Here is an 18693-nt window from a genome sequence, read left to right as displayed (position 1 = left end):
ATACTTGTTAATAGTTTATGAAAAAAGTAATTATTATAGGCTCTGGTTTTTCATCATTATCTGCTAGTTGCTACTTAGCAAAAGCTGGTTATGATGTTACTATGTTAGAGAAAAACACAACTACTGGCGGTAGAGCTAGACAACTAAAAACAAACGGTTTTGTTTTTGATATTGGCCCTACATTTTATTGGATGCCAGATGTTTTTGACAAGTTTTTTGCTGACTTTAATAAAAAAACAAGCGATTATTACCAGCTAGACCAACTAAACCCTGCTTACCAAATTTATTTTGGCAAAAACGATGCTATTTCAATTTCTGAAGATTTTAATGAAACAAGAGATACTTTTGAAAAAATAGAACCTGGTAGCGGTAAACAATTAGAACGCTTTATTAACAAAGCTCGTATTAATTATGATATTGCTATAAAAAAACTAGTATACAACCCTGGTGAAAACATCTTTGAAATTATAAACCGTAAAACAATTACCAAATTGTACGAGTTTATACTTACTATAAAAAATCAGGTATCTGGTTATGTAAAAAATGATAAGCTACGTAAAGTATTAGAATTTCCTGTTTTATTTTTAGGCGCTAAGCCAAGTAATACACCATCATTCTATAATTTTATGAACTATGCAGACCTTAAACTTGGTACTTGGCACCCACAAGGAGGTATGTACAAAGTTGTTGAAGGTATGCAAACATTAGCACAAAGTTTAGGTGTAAAAACCATTACAGATAGCCCTGTTTTAAAAATTGATATACAAAACGGTAAAGTAAAAGGTGTAGAAAGTAAAAGTGGGTATCTAGAGTGTGATGTTCTTTTAAGCGGTGCAGATTATCACCACACAGAAACTTTACTACCTGAACAATATAGACAATACACAGAAAGTTACTGGGACAAAAAAATATTTGCTCCTTCTGCCCTATTATTTTTTGTTGGTTTTAATAAAAAAATTGAAGCTGTAAATCATCATACATTATTTTTTGATACTGATTTTGAAGAGCACGCGAAAACAATTTACGATACTAAAGAATGGCCTAACAAGCCCCTGTTTTATGCCAGTTTCCCTAGCAAAACAGATATTAGTAGCGCTCCAGAAGGCAAAGAAGCCGCTATATTTTTAGTACCTATTGCCCCAGATATTGAAGACACTAAAGAACTAAGAGAACACTACTTTAATCAGATTATAGAAAGAGTAGAAAAACTAACAGATCAAAAATTAAAAGAAGATATATTATTTAAAGAATCTTATTGTGTAGACAATTTTAAAGACGATTACAATTCTTACAAAGGAAATGCATATGGATTAGCCAATACACTAATGCAAACCCATATTTTAAGACCTAAACTAAAAAGTAAAAAAGTAGACAATTTATATTTCTGTGGACAATTAACTGTTCCAGGACCAGGTGTGCCACCATCATTAATATCTGGCAAAGTAGTAAGTGAACTAATTTTAAAACATAGTAAATAATGAAAGCTCTGTTTGATTCCTCTAGCGTTAATTGTAGTAAATTAATAACCACAACTTATAGTACGTCATTTTCTATAGGTATAAAACTATTTGCACCATCTATAAGACCCGCCATATATGCTATTTATGGTTTTGTTAGGTATGCAGATGAAATTGTAGACACTTTTCATGATTATAATCAAGAAGAGCTTTTAAATGAGTTTGAAGAGGAGTACAGAAAATCTCTTGTCCGTAAAATAAGCCTTAATCCTATTATAAACTCTTTTCAAGAAGTTGTTTTAAAATATGATTTACAAGAGTATGTAGACGCCTTTTTAACTAGCATGCGTTTTGACCTTAACAAAACAGAATACAGCACAAGGGAAGAATATAACGAATATATTTATGGCTCTGCAGATGTAGTAGGTTTAATGTGTTTACGCGTTTTTGTTAATAATGACAATGAAAGATTTAACCACTTAAAAGAGTCTGCACAGTACTTAGGATCTGCTTTTCAAAAAGTAAACTTTTTAAGAGATTTTAAAGACGATATTAATGAATTAGGAAGATCTTATTTTCCCGAATTAAATACTAACACACTTACACATACTGCTAAAGACCGTATTTTAAAAGATATTGAAAACGATTTTTCTGAAGCTTACAAAGGTATTGTTCAACTTCCTTTAGAAAGCAGATTAGGTGTTTTTGTAGCATATAAGTACTACTCTAAATTACTTAACAAACTAAAAAAGGCAGATACTAGTAGTATTATGAACAGTAGAATACGTATTTCTAATCCGCTAAAGTTTTTAATTTTAACCAAAGCATATATTAGATTTAAATTTAATATTATATAACGTAATTTCTTATAACTTTATAGTTTATTAGTAGTGACTTTTAAACATAGTTAATGAAATTATTTTTTCTCTTATTTGTTTTAATTTTTAACCAAACCACAGATTGTACAAGTTTGGAAAGTATTAGAAATACATTTCATACTATAAAAACTAATGATGATTTAAAGAAGTTTATAAAAAGTAGCAAACAAATTAATTGCTCTAAAGCTACACCATACATTGCCTCATGCACAATGAAAAAAGCTGAGTTTACAGTATGGCCCTTTAAAAAATTAGCGTATTTTAATGAAGGTAAAAAAACATTAGAAAATTACATCAAAAAATACCCAAACGATATAGAAGCAAGGTATGTGAGGTACTTAGTGCAAAACAACATCCCCAGTTTTTTAGGGTACAACACTAGAATTGCAGCAGATAAAAAATTCATTTTAGATAATTTAGATGCATCTGAATTACCTGAAAATTACAAAAAAGTAATTTTAAAAAATATAAATACAATAAGCCCAAATTAATGAAAATAGTACTTTTTATACTAGTTACAGTTGTTACATTTACTGTTATGGAAGTTATAACTTGGCTAACACACAAATATGTAATGCATGGTTTTTTATGGGTTTTACATGAAGATCATCATCAGCCAAAATACCCACACCCTTTTGAAAAAAATGATTTGTTTTTTGTAATATTTGCGATACCTAGCATTGCCTTATTTTTCTTTGGTATTAGACCACAATTAAACGTTTTGTTTTTTATTGGTTTAGGTATTTTATTTTATGGCATTGCTTATTTTTTAATTCATGATGTGTTAATTCATCAACGTTTTAAATGGTTTAAAAAAACAAAAAACAAATATTTAATAGGTCTGCGTAAAGCACACAAAGTACACCACAAACACTTAGGTAAAGAACACGGAGAGTGTTTTGGAATGTTATATGTCCCAAAAAAATACCATAAACAATACAAACCTTAATGAAGCCCTTTTATTACCTACTTATAAATTTTGCTTGCATTAGTATACCTTTTATTGCTAGCTTTTACCCAAAACACGCTTTTTACAAAAAATGGGGTTCATTTTTTAAAGCGTGCATACCTGTTGCTTTATTTTTTATTGTTTGGGATTATTGGTTTACAGCTATAGGAGTTTGGGGGTTTAATAAAGATTACCTTAGTGGAATATTTTTTGGAGAATTACCTTTAGAGGAAGTTTTATTTTTTATAGCCATACCATATGCATGTGTTTTTACATACTTTGCCATATTATTTTTAATAAAAAATAATCCATTACAAAAAATTGAAAAATACATTACATTTACAATAATTGCTACTTGTTTAATTACCGCTTTATTTAATTTAGACAAGCTATACACGTGTACAACTGGTATTTTAGCCGTCCTTTTTTTAGTTTATTTGTACTATAAAAAAACAAAACTTAGCTATCATTATTTAACGTATTTAATAATTATACCATTTTTTTTAGCCAGTAATGGTTTGTTAACTGGCAGTTTTTTAGAGTCTCCTATTGTTTGGTATAACAATGCAGAAAATTTAGGTGTTAGAATAGGTACTATACCTGTAGAGGATTGTTTTTACGGACTTGTACTTATTTTTATGAATATTGAGTTGTTTCGTTACTTTAACAAACAAAATCAATAATTAATCTTCTATACCTTCTTTATATACTTTTAATGCTCTTTCCCTAGCTGCTTTATGCTCTACCATTGGCTGCGGATAATTAAACCCATCCAACTCAGGAATCCAATGCTTTACGTATTTAAAATATTTATCAAACTTTTTTAATTGTGTTATAGGGTTAAATATTCTAAAATACGGAGCAGCATCACAACCAGTACCTGCTGCCCATTGCCAATTGCCGTTATTAGAGGCCAACTCATAGTCTAACAACTTTTTAGCAAAATAGGCCTCTCCCCACTGCCAATCTATTAATAAATGCTTACATAAAAAGCCAGCAGTAATCATACGCACTCTATTATGCATATACCCTGTTTTGTTTAACTGTCTCATACCGGCATCTACCATAGGATAACCCGTATTACCTGTACACCATTTTTCAAAATCTTCTTTGTTATTGCGCCACTTTATTCCATCGTATTTAGATCTAAAATTTTGGGTAACAACCTTTGGAAAATGAAATAAGATTTGAGTAAAAAATTCTCTCCAAACCAATTCACTTAAAAACACACTTTCTAAACCATCTAAACCTCTAATTAATTTGCGTACACTTACGGTTCCAAAACGCAAATGTGGACCTAAATATGTTGTTATATCATCAAACGGAAAATCTCTTTTTTCTGCATAAATATCTAGATGCTCTAAATTGTATGGTTCTACCGTTATGTTTGATGCACTAAATCCTAAATTTTCTAATGAAGGAAAATCTACATTAAACTCTAATAATTTACCTTTAAAGTCACATTTCTTATCTTCAATTAGGTCTGGAGTAAATTTAGATAACCATTTATTTTTATATGGCGTATAAACCGTATATGGATCACCGTCATTCTTTAAAACATCATTCTCTTCAAAAATAACACTGTCTTTATAAGACTTAACCTTTATAGATTTATCGTTTAAAAATGAAGTTATTTTCTGATCTCTTTCTCTTGCATATGGCTCATAGTCTTTATTAAAAAAAACACGCTCTACATTGTATGTACTTACTATTTTTTTCCAAGCAAGTTCTGGTGTTGTATGTAAGCATAGTACACCACTATTATATTCTTTTAAAGTTAAATTTATAGCTGATATAGTTTTATGTATAAACGTTACTCTTGCATCATCTGCATCTAGTTCATTTAAAATATTTTCATCAAAAATAAAAACAGGAAGTACGGGATTACCAGATTTTAATGCATTACACAGTGCCGTATTGTCTTCAATCCTTAAATCTCTCCTAAACCAAAAAACAGATATTTTATCACTCATAAAACTATAATTATGCTTGTATCAAAAATAAGGCCTATTAAGTAAAAAAGCTATTATATGCTAGGCTAATACAGAAACAAAAACACATAAAATTTCAAATTAAAAAGTTTATATATCTATAGCACATAGTTATATTTGCGCTATAAATTATTTTAACCAATGGCTACGTGGCGGAATTGGTAGACGCGCTACCTTGAGGGGGTAGTGTTCTTAAGAACGTGCTGGTTCGACTCCAGTCGTAGTCACAAAAAAAGCGCTTTTTATAAGCGCTTTTTATTTTTTCATCTATATTTTATTCTTTCAACAGCTTATCTAATAATTTACGTGTTTTTTCACTATTCCAATCTTTTGCTCCGGTTTCTTTAACTATAATTTTTCCAGATTTATTTAATACAAATGTTGTTGGAATTACAGTATGTTTAAGCTCTTGCGGTAACTTGTAATTAGAATAATACACATTAAAACTAAAATTGTTTTCTTTTAGGTATGTATTTACATTTTTTACTTTATCGCTTGCCAAAAAAATAAACTCTACATCATTTTTATAGTCAGTATATAACTTTTGTAAACTTGGCATTTCTGCAACACAAGGCGGACACCATGTTGCCCAAAAATTGATAAAAACTACTTTACCTTGGTAGTCATTAAAATTAAAACTGTTTTCTTTAGCATCTACAAATTTCCAGTTATAATTTTGCAACACAATTTGCTCTTCTTGCTTTAGGGTATTTGGGTTGCCTGAAAAAATTTGATTTGTAAAAACCTTTACTTTAAACCCTAACGGAGTAAATATTATGGCAACTATAAGTACATAAAAAGCAATATTAAATATTCTTTTTTTAGTAAAAGCCATTTTTACTCTTTTAAAAGGTTTTCTACAGTTTGGTATACAGTATTATTATCCCAATTAGATATACCTTCTTCATAAATCACAATATTGCCTTGTTTATCTATTAAATAACTAGAAGGCACTTTTTCTGTATTTACAGCGTGTTTAGCATCAATAATTAAATATGTAACAGGAAAATTAAATTTTTTAAGCTGCATAAATTCTTCTACTACATCTTTTTCTTCATTAGTAATTATATAAAAGTCTATTTTACCTTTATAATCATTATAAAACTTTTGTATGGATTGTAGTTCGGCTTCACAATGAACTTTCCATGATGCCCAATTGTTTATAAAAATTACATTCCCTTTAGACTTTTTAAAGTTAAACAAGTTGTGATCTTCATCTTTTAAAACCCAGTCATAATCTGTTATTTTTTTCTGATTTTCTTTAGTAATAACAGAAGGAGCAGTTGCTACCATATTGTTTAAAAATATTTTCCCCATATGCCCTAAGGGAGTCCAAAAAAATGCTGCTATAAGAAGCATTATTAGAAGAGTAAAAACTGTTTTCTTTTTCATTTTATATTGTATAATTACCCCTAAAATATGAAGATAAATTCATATAAAAATAAAAACTCCCGAATTACTTCGGGAGTTTTCTTTTATTAAAACAAACTTGGCTTATGCCGCGTTTTCTTTTTTAATTACATTTAACGCAGAACCTTCTCTGTACCAATCTATTTGAGGTTGGTTATAAGTGTGGTTAAGCTTAATAACATCTTTGCTACCATCTGCATGAACTAACTCTAAAGTTAATTGTTTGTCTGGAGCAAATTCTGCTATGTCAATAAAGTTAAATGTATCATCTTCCTGTATTAAGTCATAATCTGCCTCATTTGCAAATGTTAAACCTAACATACCTTGCTTTTTAAGGTTTGTTTCATGAATACGTGCAAAAGATTTTACTATTACAGCCGCAACACCTAAATGTCTTGGCTCCATAGCTGCGTGCTCACGAGAAGATCCTTCTCCATAGTTATGGTCTCCCACAACTACAGATCTAACACCTGCAGCTTTATATGCACGTGCAGTATCTGGAACTCCACCGAACTCACCTGTTAATTGGTTTTTAACAAAGTTTGTTTTTTTGCCAAAAGCGTTAACAGCTCCAATTAAACAGTTGTTAGAAATATTATCTAAATGCCCACGGAAACGTAACCAAGGACCAGCCATAGAAATGTGGTCTGTTGTACATTTACCAAAAGCTTTAATAAGCAATTTAGCTCCCATTAAACTTTCGTCTTTAATAGGCGTAAATGGCTCTAATAATTGTAATCTTTCAGAATCTGGAGAAACTTTAACCTCTACACCAGAACCATCTTCATCTGGAGCTAAGTAACCAGCATCTTCTACATCAAAACCTTGTGGAGGCAACTCTATACCTAATGGCATATCTAATTTTACCTCTTCACCATCTTCATTAATTAATGTATCGTTCATAGGATCAAAATCTAAACGACCAGATATTGCTATTGCAGCAACCATTTCTGGAGAACCTACAAATGCGTGTGTATTTGGGTTACCATCTGCTCTTTTAGAGAAGTTACGGTTAAATGAGTGTACAATTGTGTTTTTCTCATCACCTTTAGCATCACTTCTGTCCCACTGACCTATACAAGGTCCACAAGCATTAGTAAATACTGTAGCTCCTAAGTTTTCAAAAATATCTAATATACCGTCTCTTTCTGCGGTAAAACGAATTTGCTCTGAACCTGGGTTGATACCAAAATCTGATTTTGGCTTAATTTTTTTATCTACAGCTTGTTTAGCTATAGAAGCTGCTCTTGTTAAATCTTCGTAAGAAGAGTTGGTACAAGAACCAATTAATCCCCAATCTACTTTTAAAGGCCAATCATTTTCTTTAGCTTTTTCTCCTAACTGGCCTACTGGTGTAGCTAAATCTGGAGTAAAAGGTCCGTTTAAATGAGGTCTTAATTCATCTAAATTAATTTCTATAATTTCATCAAAATATTGCTCTGGATTAGCGTAAACTTCTGGATCTGCAGTTAAGTGCTCTTTAACTTCATTTGCTGCATCTGCAACATCATTACGGTCTGTTGCACGTAAGTAACGCTCCATAGACTCATCATAACCAAATGTAGATGTAGTTGCTCCTACTTCTGCACCCATATTACAAATTGTACCTTTACCTGTACAAGAAAGGTTTTTAGCACCTTCTCCAAAATATTCTACAATTGCACCAGTACCACCTTTAACAGTTAAAATACCTGCAACTTTTAATATAACGTCTTTTGCTGATGTCCAACCAGAAATATTTCCAGTTAATTTAACACCTATTAATTTTGGAAATTTAAGTTCCCAAGCCATACCTGCCATAACATCTACAGCATCTGCACCACCAACACCAATAGCAACCATACCTAAACCACCAGCATTAACTGTATGAGAATCTGTACCAATCATCATTCCGCCAGGAAATGCATAATTTTCTAAAACTACTTGGTGAATAATACCTGCTCCTGGTTTCCAGAAACCAATACCATACTTGTTAGAAACAGACTCTAAAAAGTTAAACACCTCTGCACTTGTAGAATTTGCTACTTTTAAATCTGGTGCAGCACCACTTTTAGCTTGTATTAAGTGATCACAGTGTACTGTTGTAGGAACTGCAACTTTTGGCTTACCAGCTTGCATAAACTGTAATAATGCCATTTGTGCGGTGGCATCTTGACAAGCAATACGGTCTGGTGCAAAATCTACATAGTCTTTACCTCTTGTAAATTTAGTATTTGGATTACCATCCCATAAGTGAGAATACAATATTTTTTCTGAAAGTGTAAGTGGCTTTCCTACTATTTCACGAGCCATATCTACTCGTTCAGCCATACGGGCATAAACCCCTTTTATCATATCAATGTCAAATGCCATTCCTTTTAGTTTTGAGTTTAATTTATTGCAATTCCACAAAATTAATAAAATCTAAAGGGTAAACGAAAGAATTGGGCAACGATTAGTATTATTTTGCTAAAAAAACAAAAAAATGCACTTGTAAAAATGAATGCATCATTTTTTACTTAAAATATTATCAAATTATCTACGAAAACGTTTGAAATTGATTTTTCTTTAATTAGAGCAATTTGGCAATTATTTGTTCTTCAGAAATATTTTCTGCTTCTGCCTTGTAGTTTTTAATTATTCTATGCCTTAATATACCTGTAGCAACAGCCTGTACGTCTTCTATATCTGGAGAAAATTTTCCGTTTACAGCTGCATGTGCTTTTGCTGCTAATATTAAATTTTGAGAAGCTCTTGGCCCCGCTCCCCAATCTAAATATTGCTTTACATAATCATTGGCTGTGTCTAGATTTGGTCTAGTGCTATTTACCAACTTAACAGCATATTCTACAACATTATATGGCACAGGAATTCTACGTACCAAAAGCTGTACTGCTACTATTTCTTCTGCACTAAATAAGGCGTTAATTGTAGGTTTATTGTCTGATGTTGTTCGTTTAACAACCTCTATTTCTTCTGCTACAGATGGGTATTGCAATTCTATAGCAAACATAAACCTATCTAACTGTGCTTCTGGTAAAGGATATGTACCTTCTTGCTCTATAGGGTTTTGTGTAGCCAGTACAAAATAAGGAAGATCTAATTTGTAATGGTTACCAGCTATTGTTACTGCCCTTTCTTGCATTGCTTCTAAAAGAGCCGCTTGCGTTTTAGGCGGTGTTCTGTTGATTTCATCTGCCAAAATAATATTAGAAAAAATAGGACCTTTTATAAACTTAAAGTTTCTTTTTTCGTCTAATATTTCACTACCTAAAATATCACTAGGCATTAAATCTGGCGTAAACTGTATGCGTTTAAAATCTAACCCTAAGGTTTGGGCTATTGTGTTTACCATTAGGGTTTTTGCCAAACCGGGCACACCTACTAACAAAGAGTGACCGCCTGTATAAATAGATAGTAATATTTGATCTATTACTACATCCTGGCCCACAATTACTTTAGCAATTTCTTGCTTTAGTGCGTGGTGTTTTTCAACTAAATTTTTAACAGCAGTTACGTCTGACATAAAGTTCTACTATTTTTTAAACCAGTTGTTTTTAAACTCGCAATCTTTATTGTCTTTATTAATACTTACATAAGTATCATTAATATGCTCAACCATCCATTCCTGTATAGCATCTACTCTTTTTTGCGTTAATGCTAACTCCTGAATCTTAGTATAATCTTGTGCAAAATCTGCTACGTGCTCATCATACCTATTGGTAATCTTCATTATCTTATACTTTTTTGCACCACCCTGTTGCTCTACCTCTAAAATAGGCATAGAGATTTCATTATCTTTAATATCCCTAACTTGGTTATACAACTCTGGTTGCATTTTAGTAAGCTCAAACTTGGTACTAAAATCTTGTGGGTTTCTTAATTGCCCACCTTCGTATTTTGTTTCTTTCTGATCAGAAAAATTTAAAGCAGCTTCTGCAAATGTAAGCTCACCATCTAAAATTCTCTGTCTTATTTTCTCTAATTCTAACCTAGCTTCTTCAAGTCTTTCATCAGATATTTTAGGCGCCATAAGAATATGCCTTACATCTCTTTCCTGACCTTTAATTTTTTCTAAGTAAATAATATGAAACCCAAACTGTGTTTCAAAAGGTTCAGAAACTTCACCCTCTTTTAAACTAAAAGCAACATCTTTAAATTCTTTTACAAAGTTAGTTTCCTTTTTAATTTTATAAAAACCTCCATTAGACCTAGATCCTTCATCCTCAGATGAAATAATTGCTTTAATTTTAAAACTAGAACCACCTACTAAAACATCTTCTCTTATTTTATTAAGTTTATCTATTACTTTTTGTTTTTCTTCCTCACTAGCTTCTGGTTGCTTTACAATTTGTGCAATCTCTAACTGTGCACCAAAAACTGGTCTTTCCTCTTTTGGTATTTTTTTATAAAACTGCCTTACTTCTTCCGGAGTAATTTCTATTTCTTCAATAATTTTTTGTTGCATTTTTTCAGACAACATTCTTAGCTTATTAATTTTAAAAAGATCTTCTCTTAATGCTTCTTGAGAATCTTTTTTGTAATACTTAAGTAACTTATCCATAGAACCTATTTGCCCTACTAAGCTTTGTATTTGTCTCTCACTAGTTGCGTTAACTTCATCATCAGAAACCAGTAAACTATCTTGTACAGCTTGGTGCGCGTACAAACGGTCTTCCATTAATTTACCTAAAAGACCACATTTAGTTATATCATCTTCAGAAACACCTTGACTACGTAAATCTATCAATGTTTTTTCTATATCAGAATCTAGTATAACATAATCCCCCACAACGGCAGAAACACCATCTAATTTTATTCTTTTAAAGTTAGATTTTATAGTGTCTTGTGCTATTTGCACAACATCTTCTATTTGCTCTTGTTCTTGCATTGCATTAACTGTAAAGGTTACAGTTAATAACATTGCTAGTAAAAAAGTAATGTTGTTATTCTTGTTTTTCATATGTCTCAAATTCCTTATTTTTAATAGCTTCATCTATAATATCTACCTCTAATTTCCTTAGGTACTCTAATCTTCTTCGGTTTAGTAAAACACGTTTAATTGTTGGTGTAATGTACTGTAAGGGTGCAGGCTGGTTTTTATCAATCATATCCACAACCTTGGTCAAATATACCCCTAATGAATCTTGCATCTCAAAAAATTGTGCTTTTTTTAAGTATTGCTGTTCATTATCTGATGTTAATGGTGGTATTTCACTCTTTAACCTAGAGGCTTCTACCCAAACAGAATCGTTAAAATTAACTTTTCTAAATTGTACACTAATAGAATCTAAATACATACGGTCTTTTTCTGTAAACCCTTTTAGTTTTTCTATTACTGCAGATTTATTTAAAAATTGAGGAGGCAGCTCTACATAACGTACTCGAACAATTCTCTCGTTAAGTTTAAAGTTCTCTTTTTCTTTTTGGTAAAAAGCGTTTAACTCTTCATTAGTAATAACAGTATCTTGCTCTTTTTGCACTAAAGCTTCCTTGTAAGCTCCTGTATACAAATCTGTTTTATAATTTGCTACAAGTCTATCAAACTCTGCCAACTGTTCTTCAGACAAGTTTACTTTAGACTTTGACATTAACAACTGCTTAGATGCCCAATTATTTATATAATTGGTTACTAAAGTGGTGCTATCTTCTTTAGTTGTATTTTTAGGAATTAAATCTTGTATATCTTCTTTATACAAAAAATTTTCTCCTACCCTTGCTATAGCAACCTTATCTTTATCACTAACAAAAACACCTTGACATGAGCTAAGTGTTAATGTGCCATAAAGTATTCCTAACAAGAAAACTAACTTATTTATATGTTGCATAAATTGGTGCATCACGCAAAAATAACAATTAGATGTTGCGATACAAGATTTATTGTAAAATGATTAACACTTTTTAGCATTAAATACTAAAAAATAGTAAATTTTAATACTAAAAAATAAGTATTTAGCTTAAGAGAACTATTTTTATTATTATCTACTTCCTTTAATTTTAATAAAGAAATAGTAGTTTTACCTAAATATATTTACACCAACTTATAATATGTCTAAAAAAATAAAACTGATATGGGACTTTAGGGGTCCGGCTGCCGAAAAAACGGCAGAACATCATGAAATACACTTAAAAGAATTTATTGAAGCAGAAAAACTAGATCTTAATATTACCGGATTTACAGCTGTAACAGATATGCATAGTATAGCATTTTTAGTTGTTAATGAACAGGAAATGATTGCCGTTAGAGACGCATTAAAACCACACAGAGGAGAATTATACAACGCAAAATGAAGCCTTTTACACTAGCCTTACTTTCTTTTATTTTTCTTTTTTCTTGTAAAGAAAAACAACAAAAAATAAACCATCCTATTAATTATATTATTGCATCTAAAAGTGATAATATAAAAAGGGTTTTAAACAGCATTACTAATCATGAGGTACAATTTAGATATACTGAAATAAAAAAGACTAATGGTGTTTATGTGTTTAATAATTTTGATTTTAACACCAATTCAAACAATTACTTTTATCCAGCTAGCTCTGTAAAATTACCTATTGCTGTTTTAACATTAGAAAAAATATTTGAAAGCGAAGGCTACACTAAGGATACCGAGTTTTTTATTGAAGGTGACACTTTAAAAACAACATTTGCTAAAGAAATTACTAAACTATTTGCTGTGAGCGACAATGATGCTTACAATAGATTATTTGAGTTTTTAGGCCAAGATTATATTAACAAAAAACTTAAAGACAAAGGCATAAATAATGTTAGAATAGCTCACAGACTTTCTACGGATAATGCTGATAATGTTACTACAAAACCACTGGTTATTTATACAAATGATAGCACAACTATAAATACCAACGCTATAATTAACAGCCCTATTGCTCCATTACAACTTGATAAAATTAAAAAGGGTATTGGTTATATTAATGAAGATGAAGTATTGCAAAACCAACCTTTTGATTTTAGTTTCAAAAATTACTATAGTATTGATGCCCAACAACAGGTTTTACAGCGTATAATTTATCCTGAATCATTTTCTAGTGAACAGCAATTTAATTTATATTTAGATGATTTATCTTTCTTAAAAAAAGCAATGAGTAATACACCTAAAGATGCCGGTTATACAGATAGCACTTATTATGATAGCTATGTAAAATTCTTTATGTATGGCGACACAAAAAAGCCTATACCAGGTAATATTAAAATATACAATAAGGTTGGCTACGCGTACGGAACTTTAACCGATTGCGCTTTTATTGAAGACACAAAAAATGATATTAGATTTATGTTAACAGCTACTATTTTAGTGAATAGCAATGGTGTTTATAATGACAACACCTATGAGTATCAGTCCGTAGGAATTCCCTTTTTAGCAGAATTAGGCAGAGAGTATTACAATTACAACTTGCAAAAAAAACAGAACTAAACCCCCAATTTATACTATTTAAGGTATAAACTTGTTATTATACATACCCCTTTACAAATGTAAACTGCTATATTTCACGGTTTATAGGGTATTAACCAACCTATAGTTAGCTGTACATTGCGTGCTACTATAAAAAATATAATTTTTAGGAACTAGCTTATGGCAAACGACCAAGAATATTTAAATAACCTAACCAAACAGTTTGAAATTCTTTTAAGCAAGCAAGAGCATTTTGCTAAGGAGCTTATGGTTTTACATAAAGAAATAGAGCGACTTAAAAAAGAGGGTATTCCAAAGCAAATAAGCAATAACAAAACTACTCCTATTGCTTCACCAGTAATAACACCTACTAAAGAACCTATAAAAGAACCCACAAAAGAATTTACTAAAGAGACTATTAATACCACACAAGCTAAAGCTATACAGCCTGAGAGAAATATACAACCTATAGAAAAAAGAATCTCTAAGCCTAAACAAAAATCTAATATTGAAAAATTTATAGGCGAAAATTTACTAAGTAAAATAGGTATTCTTATTCTAATAATTGGTGTTGCAATTGGCGCAAAATACTCTATAGAAAACAACTTAATTAGTCCGTTAACAAGAATAATTTTAGGATACTTAACAGGTCTAGGTTTACTTGGTCTTGGGATTAAATTAAAAGAAAAATATACTAGTTACAGTGCGGTATTAGTAAGTGGCTCTATTGCCATACTCTATTTTATAACGTTTGCTGCATATAGCTTTTATGATATTCTACCACAAATACCGGCTTTTGCAATAATGGTATTACTCACCATATTTACAGTTATTGCCGCCATTAACTACAACAAACAGGCCATTGCACATATTGGTTTAGTAGGTGCCTATGCTGTTCCTTTTTTACTTAGTAGTGGATCTGGACAAGTTGGTATATTATTTACATATATGTCTATTATTAACATAGGCATTTTAACATTATCATTTAAAAAAGATTGGAAAGGCTTATTCTACTCTGCTTTTATATTTACGTGGTTTATATACGGTTCTTGGTTTTTATTTAGTTATAATTATGACCACTTTACAAAAGCCTTTTTATTCTTATTTATATTTTTCCTAATATTTTACACAACATTTATAGTTAACAAAATAAAAAAGAACCATGCTTTTAACCCTAGTTCTATTTTAATACTATTAGTAAACTCATTTATCTTTTTTGGTTATGGTTTTTATCTACTAAGTTCTAACCAAGATTATGATAGCTATTTAGGCTTATTTACGGTTGCAAATGCGTTGCTGCATTTTATTGCTGGTACTATTTTGTACAAACAAAAATTAGCAGATAGCAAGCTTTTATATTTTATATTAGGTACGGTGTTTGTTTTTATAACTATTGCTGTACCCGTACAATTAGATGGTAATTACGTTACTATTTTATGGATTACTATTGCCGCTTTGCTTTTCTGGATTGGCTCATCAAAAGGCGACCCTATTTTAAAGCAAATCTCTTATCCACTGGTAATATTATCATTACTAAGTTTGTTTCAAGACTGGGGAACTTACTATCTAGACCATAGCTATTATAGTGATTACGCAGGTAATATTACTTCTCTATTAAACGTAAATTTACTTGGCTCTTTACTTAGTATTGTTTCATTGTATTTCATTTACACAACCAATAAAAAATACAACACCAAAAACAATGTTTTATCTTACATTGCTCCAATACTATTAGTATTAGTAACATTTAGTAGTTTCTTTGTAGAAATAGTACACTACTTTAATTTAGCACTGGATGAGTCTAAAATTATAATAGATAAAACAGACATTTATAGCAACCCTATTAATTATGACATTAATAGCTTTAGCATACTAACACTTGTATGCTACACCTTACTATTCTTTTCTATACTAAGTATTATAAATATTAAAAAGATAAAAAACAGAACGTTAGGTATTGTAAATATTAGCATTAATAGTATTGTTTTATTTATTTCATTAACTGTAGGCTTACTTATTTTAAGTGAGCTTAGAGACAGTTACTTAAATCCGTCTGAATATTACAACTCTGGAAGTATGCACCTTGCAGTAAGATATATACTTTATACTTTTATAGCACTTATAGTATACTGCACATATAGTTACACTAAGCAAAGCTTTATGCGCATAAACTTTAAAATTGCGTTTTCTATACTACTTAATATTTCAGTACTTTGGATTTTAAGTAGCGAGCTAATTAACTGGATAGACTTGTCTGGCGCAGAGCAAACATACGGATTAGAACTAAGCATTTTATGGGGAGTGTATTCTTTCTTTTTAGTAGCTAAAGGCATCTGGAAAAAAATAAAATATATACGTATTGGAGGCATTATTTTATTTGGAATTACCATTATTAAGCTTTTCTTTATGGATTTAGCCTCTTTAAATACCATATCAAAAACTCTTGTTTTAGTTATATTAGGGCTATTAATTTTAGGAGTTTCATTTTTATACAACAAGTACAAAAACAAAATTTTTGATGAGACAAAAACAGAATAAAACCATTTTACTTTTTTTACTAGTTACCACTGCATTTTACGCACAAATGCAAAACTATGATGCAAAAATAGAACTTAAAAATATTACTGATACTTGGCATAATATTGTATTACCAGACACTGTTTTTGCTAATACTCAAGATCATTTAAGTGATATTCGCATATACGGTATAACTCCTAAAAAAGATACTATTGAGGCTCCTTATATTTTTAATTACACACCTCCAGAATTAAAAACTAAAACGGTAGACTACAAATTATTAAACGCTAGTACTAAAGATGGTACTTACTACTTTACACTAAAAGTACCTTCTAAGGATCCTATTAATCATATAAAATTAGATTTTGAAAACACTAATTTTGATTGGAAAACATTGGTACAAGGAAGTCACGACCAAAAAAACTGGTTTACCATATATAATGATTATAGAATTGTTGCCATTAAAAACAAACAAACCAGTTACAGTTTTACAGACATTAATTTTAGTGCAGCAGAATACACATATTTTAGAGTAGGCATTAAGAGTGATGAAGAACCTATTTTAAATAGAGCAACATTAGAACTTCAACAAAAAGCTACAGAAAATATTACCAACAGAAAATTAAAATCTTATACTGTTGTTGAAGATAAAAAAAGCAAAAAAACAATTATCAATATCAGTTTAACTAAAAAAGCCCCTACACACCAAGTAACTATAAATATTAATAATGATTTTGATTATTACAGACCTATAAAAATTGAAGAACTTTTAGACAGTGTAAAAACACAAAAAGGGTATTTGTATGACTACAATACATTAAGCGTTGGCACATTATCCTCTATAGAAAATAATACATTTACTTTTGACAATACCTTCTCTAAAAAAATACGCATTACTATTTTAAATTTTGACAATCAGCCTTTAAAAATAAAAAATATAACTGCTAAAGGTTATAAGTACTTACTAACCGCAAGGTTTACAGAACCAGCTACATATTATTTAACATATGGTAATAAAGATGCATACGGCCCTAGTTATGATATTGCACAGTTAAATATAAAAATGCCTAAGGATATAAAAAACCTCTCTTTGGGCAATCCTGTTTATATTACCAAAAAAGAAACACAAATACAAGAACCTCTTTTTAAAAATAAATTATGGTTATGGGTTATTATGGGGCTAATAATGGCTATTATTGGTTGGTTTTCTTATAAAATGTTAAGCACAAAACCAGAATAAATTTTAATATACGGGTAACTTTATTTTTTGTAACTTGTAAATCCCCCAACACTTTACAACTTACTTTCTTACGTTTTGTTATGGTATTAAACACTTATTAACCATTAACAAACAAAAATGAAAAAATTAGTAGCAGAATTTATTGGTACGCTTTGGCTTGTCCTAGGCGGATGTGGTAGCGCCGTATTAGCAGCCGCCTACCCTGAATTAGGAATTGGATTTGCAGGTGTTGCACTTGCCTTTGGATTAACAGTAGTAACTATGGCCTATGCAATTGGCCATATATCTGGTTGCCACTTAAATCCCGCTGTTTCTATTGGATTATGCGTTGGAGGCAGATTTAACAAAAAAAAACTTTTGCCGTACATAATTGCTCAAGTAATGGGCGGTATTGCAGGAGCAGCAATTTTATACGCTATTGTTAGCGGTAAAGAATGCTTTAGTATTGGTGGCTTTGCTGCCAATGGCTTTGGAGAGTTTTCTCCTGGAGGATACAATATGACATCGGCATTGATTACAGAAATTGTAATGACGTTTATGTTTTTAATAATTATACTTGGCGCAACACACTCTAAAGCTCCAAAAGGTATGGCTGGTTTAGCAATAGGCCTTGGACTTACACTAATACACCTAATTAGTATTCCTGTTACAAACACATCTGTAAACCCTGCACGTAGTACTAGTCAGGCTTTATTTGCACAAACAGATGGTGCTTTGCCACAATTATGGCTATTTTGGGTAGCTCCTATAATAGGTGCTATTTTAGCAGGTCTGGTTTACAAATTAGTATCTCCTGATGATAAAATAGATTAAAAAAAGCAAAAGCCCTAGAAAGTTAATTTCTAGGGCTTTTTTTATTG

At 30.7% G+C, this 18693-nt stretch carries 17 protein-coding genes and 1 tRNA gene; 11 read left to right on the top strand and 7 right to left on the bottom strand.

Going from position 1 to position 18693, the window contains the following annotated elements; translation table 11 throughout:
* Positions 1-17: 17 nt before the first annotated feature.
* The 5 genes from JM80_RS08190 to JM80_RS08170 are packed head-to-tail and all read left to right on the top strand — an operon-like array spanning position 18 to position 3967.
* Complete coding sequence (locus JM80_RS08190; protein WP_013620041.1) at positions 18-1478, top strand: NAD(P)/FAD-dependent oxidoreductase; 1461 nt, start codon at positions 18-20, stop codon at positions 1476-1478.
* Positions 1478-2314 carry a squalene/phytoene synthase family protein gene (locus JM80_RS08185; protein WP_034645097.1) on the top strand — a complete coding sequence of 279 codons (837 nt, stop codon included), beginning with the start codon at positions 1478-1480 and terminating at the stop codon, positions 2312-2314. The genes JM80_RS08190 and JM80_RS08185 overlap by 1 nt, the downstream gene beginning before the upstream one ends.
* Positions 2315-2367: 53 nt before the next feature.
* Positions 2368-2826, top strand: coding sequence for a hypothetical protein (locus JM80_RS08180; RefSeq protein ID WP_144709664.1), 459 nt, complete (start codon positions 2368-2370; stop codon positions 2824-2826).
* The gene (locus JM80_RS08175) at positions 2826-3284 is read left to right on the top strand and encodes a sterol desaturase family protein (protein ID WP_013620044.1); all 459 of its coding nucleotides are present in this window, start codon (positions 2826-2828) and stop codon (positions 3282-3284) included. Before JM80_RS08180 ends, JM80_RS08175 begins: the two co-directional genes overlap by 1 nt.
* Positions 3284-3967 (top strand): lycopene cyclase domain-containing protein, encoded by a 684-nt coding sequence (locus tag JM80_RS08170; RefSeq protein ID WP_144709663.1) that lies wholly within the window; start codon positions 3284-3286, stop codon positions 3965-3967. Before JM80_RS08175 ends, JM80_RS08170 begins: the two co-directional genes overlap by 1 nt.
* On the opposite strand, the gene JM80_RS08165 is transcribed toward JM80_RS08170, so the two are convergent.
* A complete protein-coding gene (locus JM80_RS08165; RefSeq protein ID WP_144709662.1) occupies positions 3968-5257 on the bottom strand; it encodes a deoxyribodipyrimidine photo-lyase in 1290 nt (429 codons plus the stop codon).
* Between the two features lie 161 nt (positions 5258-5418).
* On the opposite strand from JM80_RS08165, the gene JM80_RS08160 reads away from it, so the two are divergent.
* Positions 5419-5502, top strand: a tRNA-Leu gene (locus tag JM80_RS08160).
* Between the two features lie 47 nt (positions 5503-5549).
* Here the strand turns inward: JM80_RS08160 and JM80_RS08155 are convergent.
* The 6 genes from JM80_RS08155 to JM80_RS08130 form a co-directional block, all read right to left on the bottom strand.
* Complete coding sequence (locus tag JM80_RS08155; protein ID WP_034645090.1) at positions 5550-6110, bottom strand: TlpA disulfide reductase family protein; 561 nt, start codon at positions 6108-6110, stop codon at positions 5550-5552.
* A gap of 2 nt (positions 6111-6112) precedes the next feature.
* Positions 6113-6667: a TlpA disulfide reductase family protein gene (locus JM80_RS08150; RefSeq protein WP_255436722.1), complete on the bottom strand. Its 555-nt coding sequence runs from the start codon at positions 6665-6667 to the stop codon at positions 6113-6115.
* A 102-nt stretch (positions 6668-6769) separates the two neighbouring features.
* The gene (locus JM80_RS08145; RefSeq protein WP_013620049.1) at positions 6770-9037 is read right to left on the bottom strand and encodes an aconitate hydratase; all 2268 of its coding nucleotides are present in this window, start codon (positions 9035-9037) and stop codon (positions 6770-6772) included.
* A 199-nt stretch (positions 9038-9236) separates the two neighbouring features.
* Positions 9237-10190 carry a MoxR family ATPase gene (locus JM80_RS08140; protein WP_144709661.1) on the bottom strand — a complete coding sequence of 318 codons (954 nt, stop codon included), beginning with the start codon at positions 10188-10190 and terminating at the stop codon, positions 9237-9239.
* Positions 10191-10199: 9 nt separating this feature from the next.
* Positions 10200-11627 carry a peptidylprolyl isomerase gene (locus tag JM80_RS08135; RefSeq protein ID WP_144709660.1) on the bottom strand — a complete coding sequence of 476 codons (1428 nt, stop codon included), beginning with the start codon at positions 11625-11627 and terminating at the stop codon, positions 10200-10202.
* Positions 11611-12492, bottom strand: coding sequence for a peptidyl-prolyl cis-trans isomerase (locus JM80_RS08130; protein ID WP_255436720.1), 882 nt, complete (start codon positions 12490-12492; stop codon positions 11611-11613). The genes JM80_RS08135 and JM80_RS08130 overlap by 17 nt, the downstream gene beginning before the upstream one ends.
* Before the next feature lie 220 nt (positions 12493-12712).
* Here JM80_RS08130 and JM80_RS08125 point away from each other — a divergent pair, with 220 nt between their 5' ends.
* The 5 genes from JM80_RS08125 to aqpZ all read left to right on the top strand — a co-directional run bounded on the left by JM80_RS08125 (position 12713) and on the right by aqpZ (position 18646).
* Positions 12713-12955 carry a hypothetical protein gene (locus tag JM80_RS08125; RefSeq protein ID WP_013620053.1) on the top strand — a complete coding sequence of 81 codons (243 nt, stop codon included), beginning with the start codon at positions 12713-12715 and terminating at the stop codon, positions 12953-12955.
* A complete protein-coding gene (locus JM80_RS08120) occupies positions 12952-14097 on the top strand; it encodes a serine hydrolase (protein WP_144709659.1) in 1146 nt (381 codons plus the stop codon). The genes JM80_RS08125 and JM80_RS08120 overlap by 4 nt, the downstream gene beginning before the upstream one ends.
* A gap of 159 nt (positions 14098-14256) precedes the next feature.
* Positions 14257-16614: a DUF2339 domain-containing protein gene (locus JM80_RS08115; RefSeq protein WP_144709658.1), complete on the top strand. Its 2358-nt coding sequence runs from the start codon at positions 14257-14259 to the stop codon at positions 16612-16614.
* Complete coding sequence (locus JM80_RS08110) at positions 16595-17833, top strand: DUF3999 family protein (RefSeq protein ID WP_144709657.1); 1239 nt, start codon at positions 16595-16597, stop codon at positions 17831-17833. Before JM80_RS08115 ends, JM80_RS08110 begins: the two co-directional genes overlap by 20 nt.
* 117 nt (positions 17834-17950) lie before the next feature.
* Complete coding sequence (gene aqpZ / locus JM80_RS08105; protein ID WP_144709656.1) at positions 17951-18646, top strand: aquaporin Z; 696 nt, start codon at positions 17951-17953, stop codon at positions 18644-18646.
* Positions 18647-18693: the final 47 nt, after the last annotated feature.

Source organism: Cellulophaga sp. RHA_52 (assembly GCF_007827205.1).
GTDB lineage: Bacteria > Bacteroidota > Bacteroidia > Flavobacteriales > Flavobacteriaceae > Cellulophaga > Cellulophaga lytica.
The sequence above is the reverse complement of the archived record's forward strand: the minus strand, read 5'-3'. Positions and strand labels throughout refer to the sequence as shown.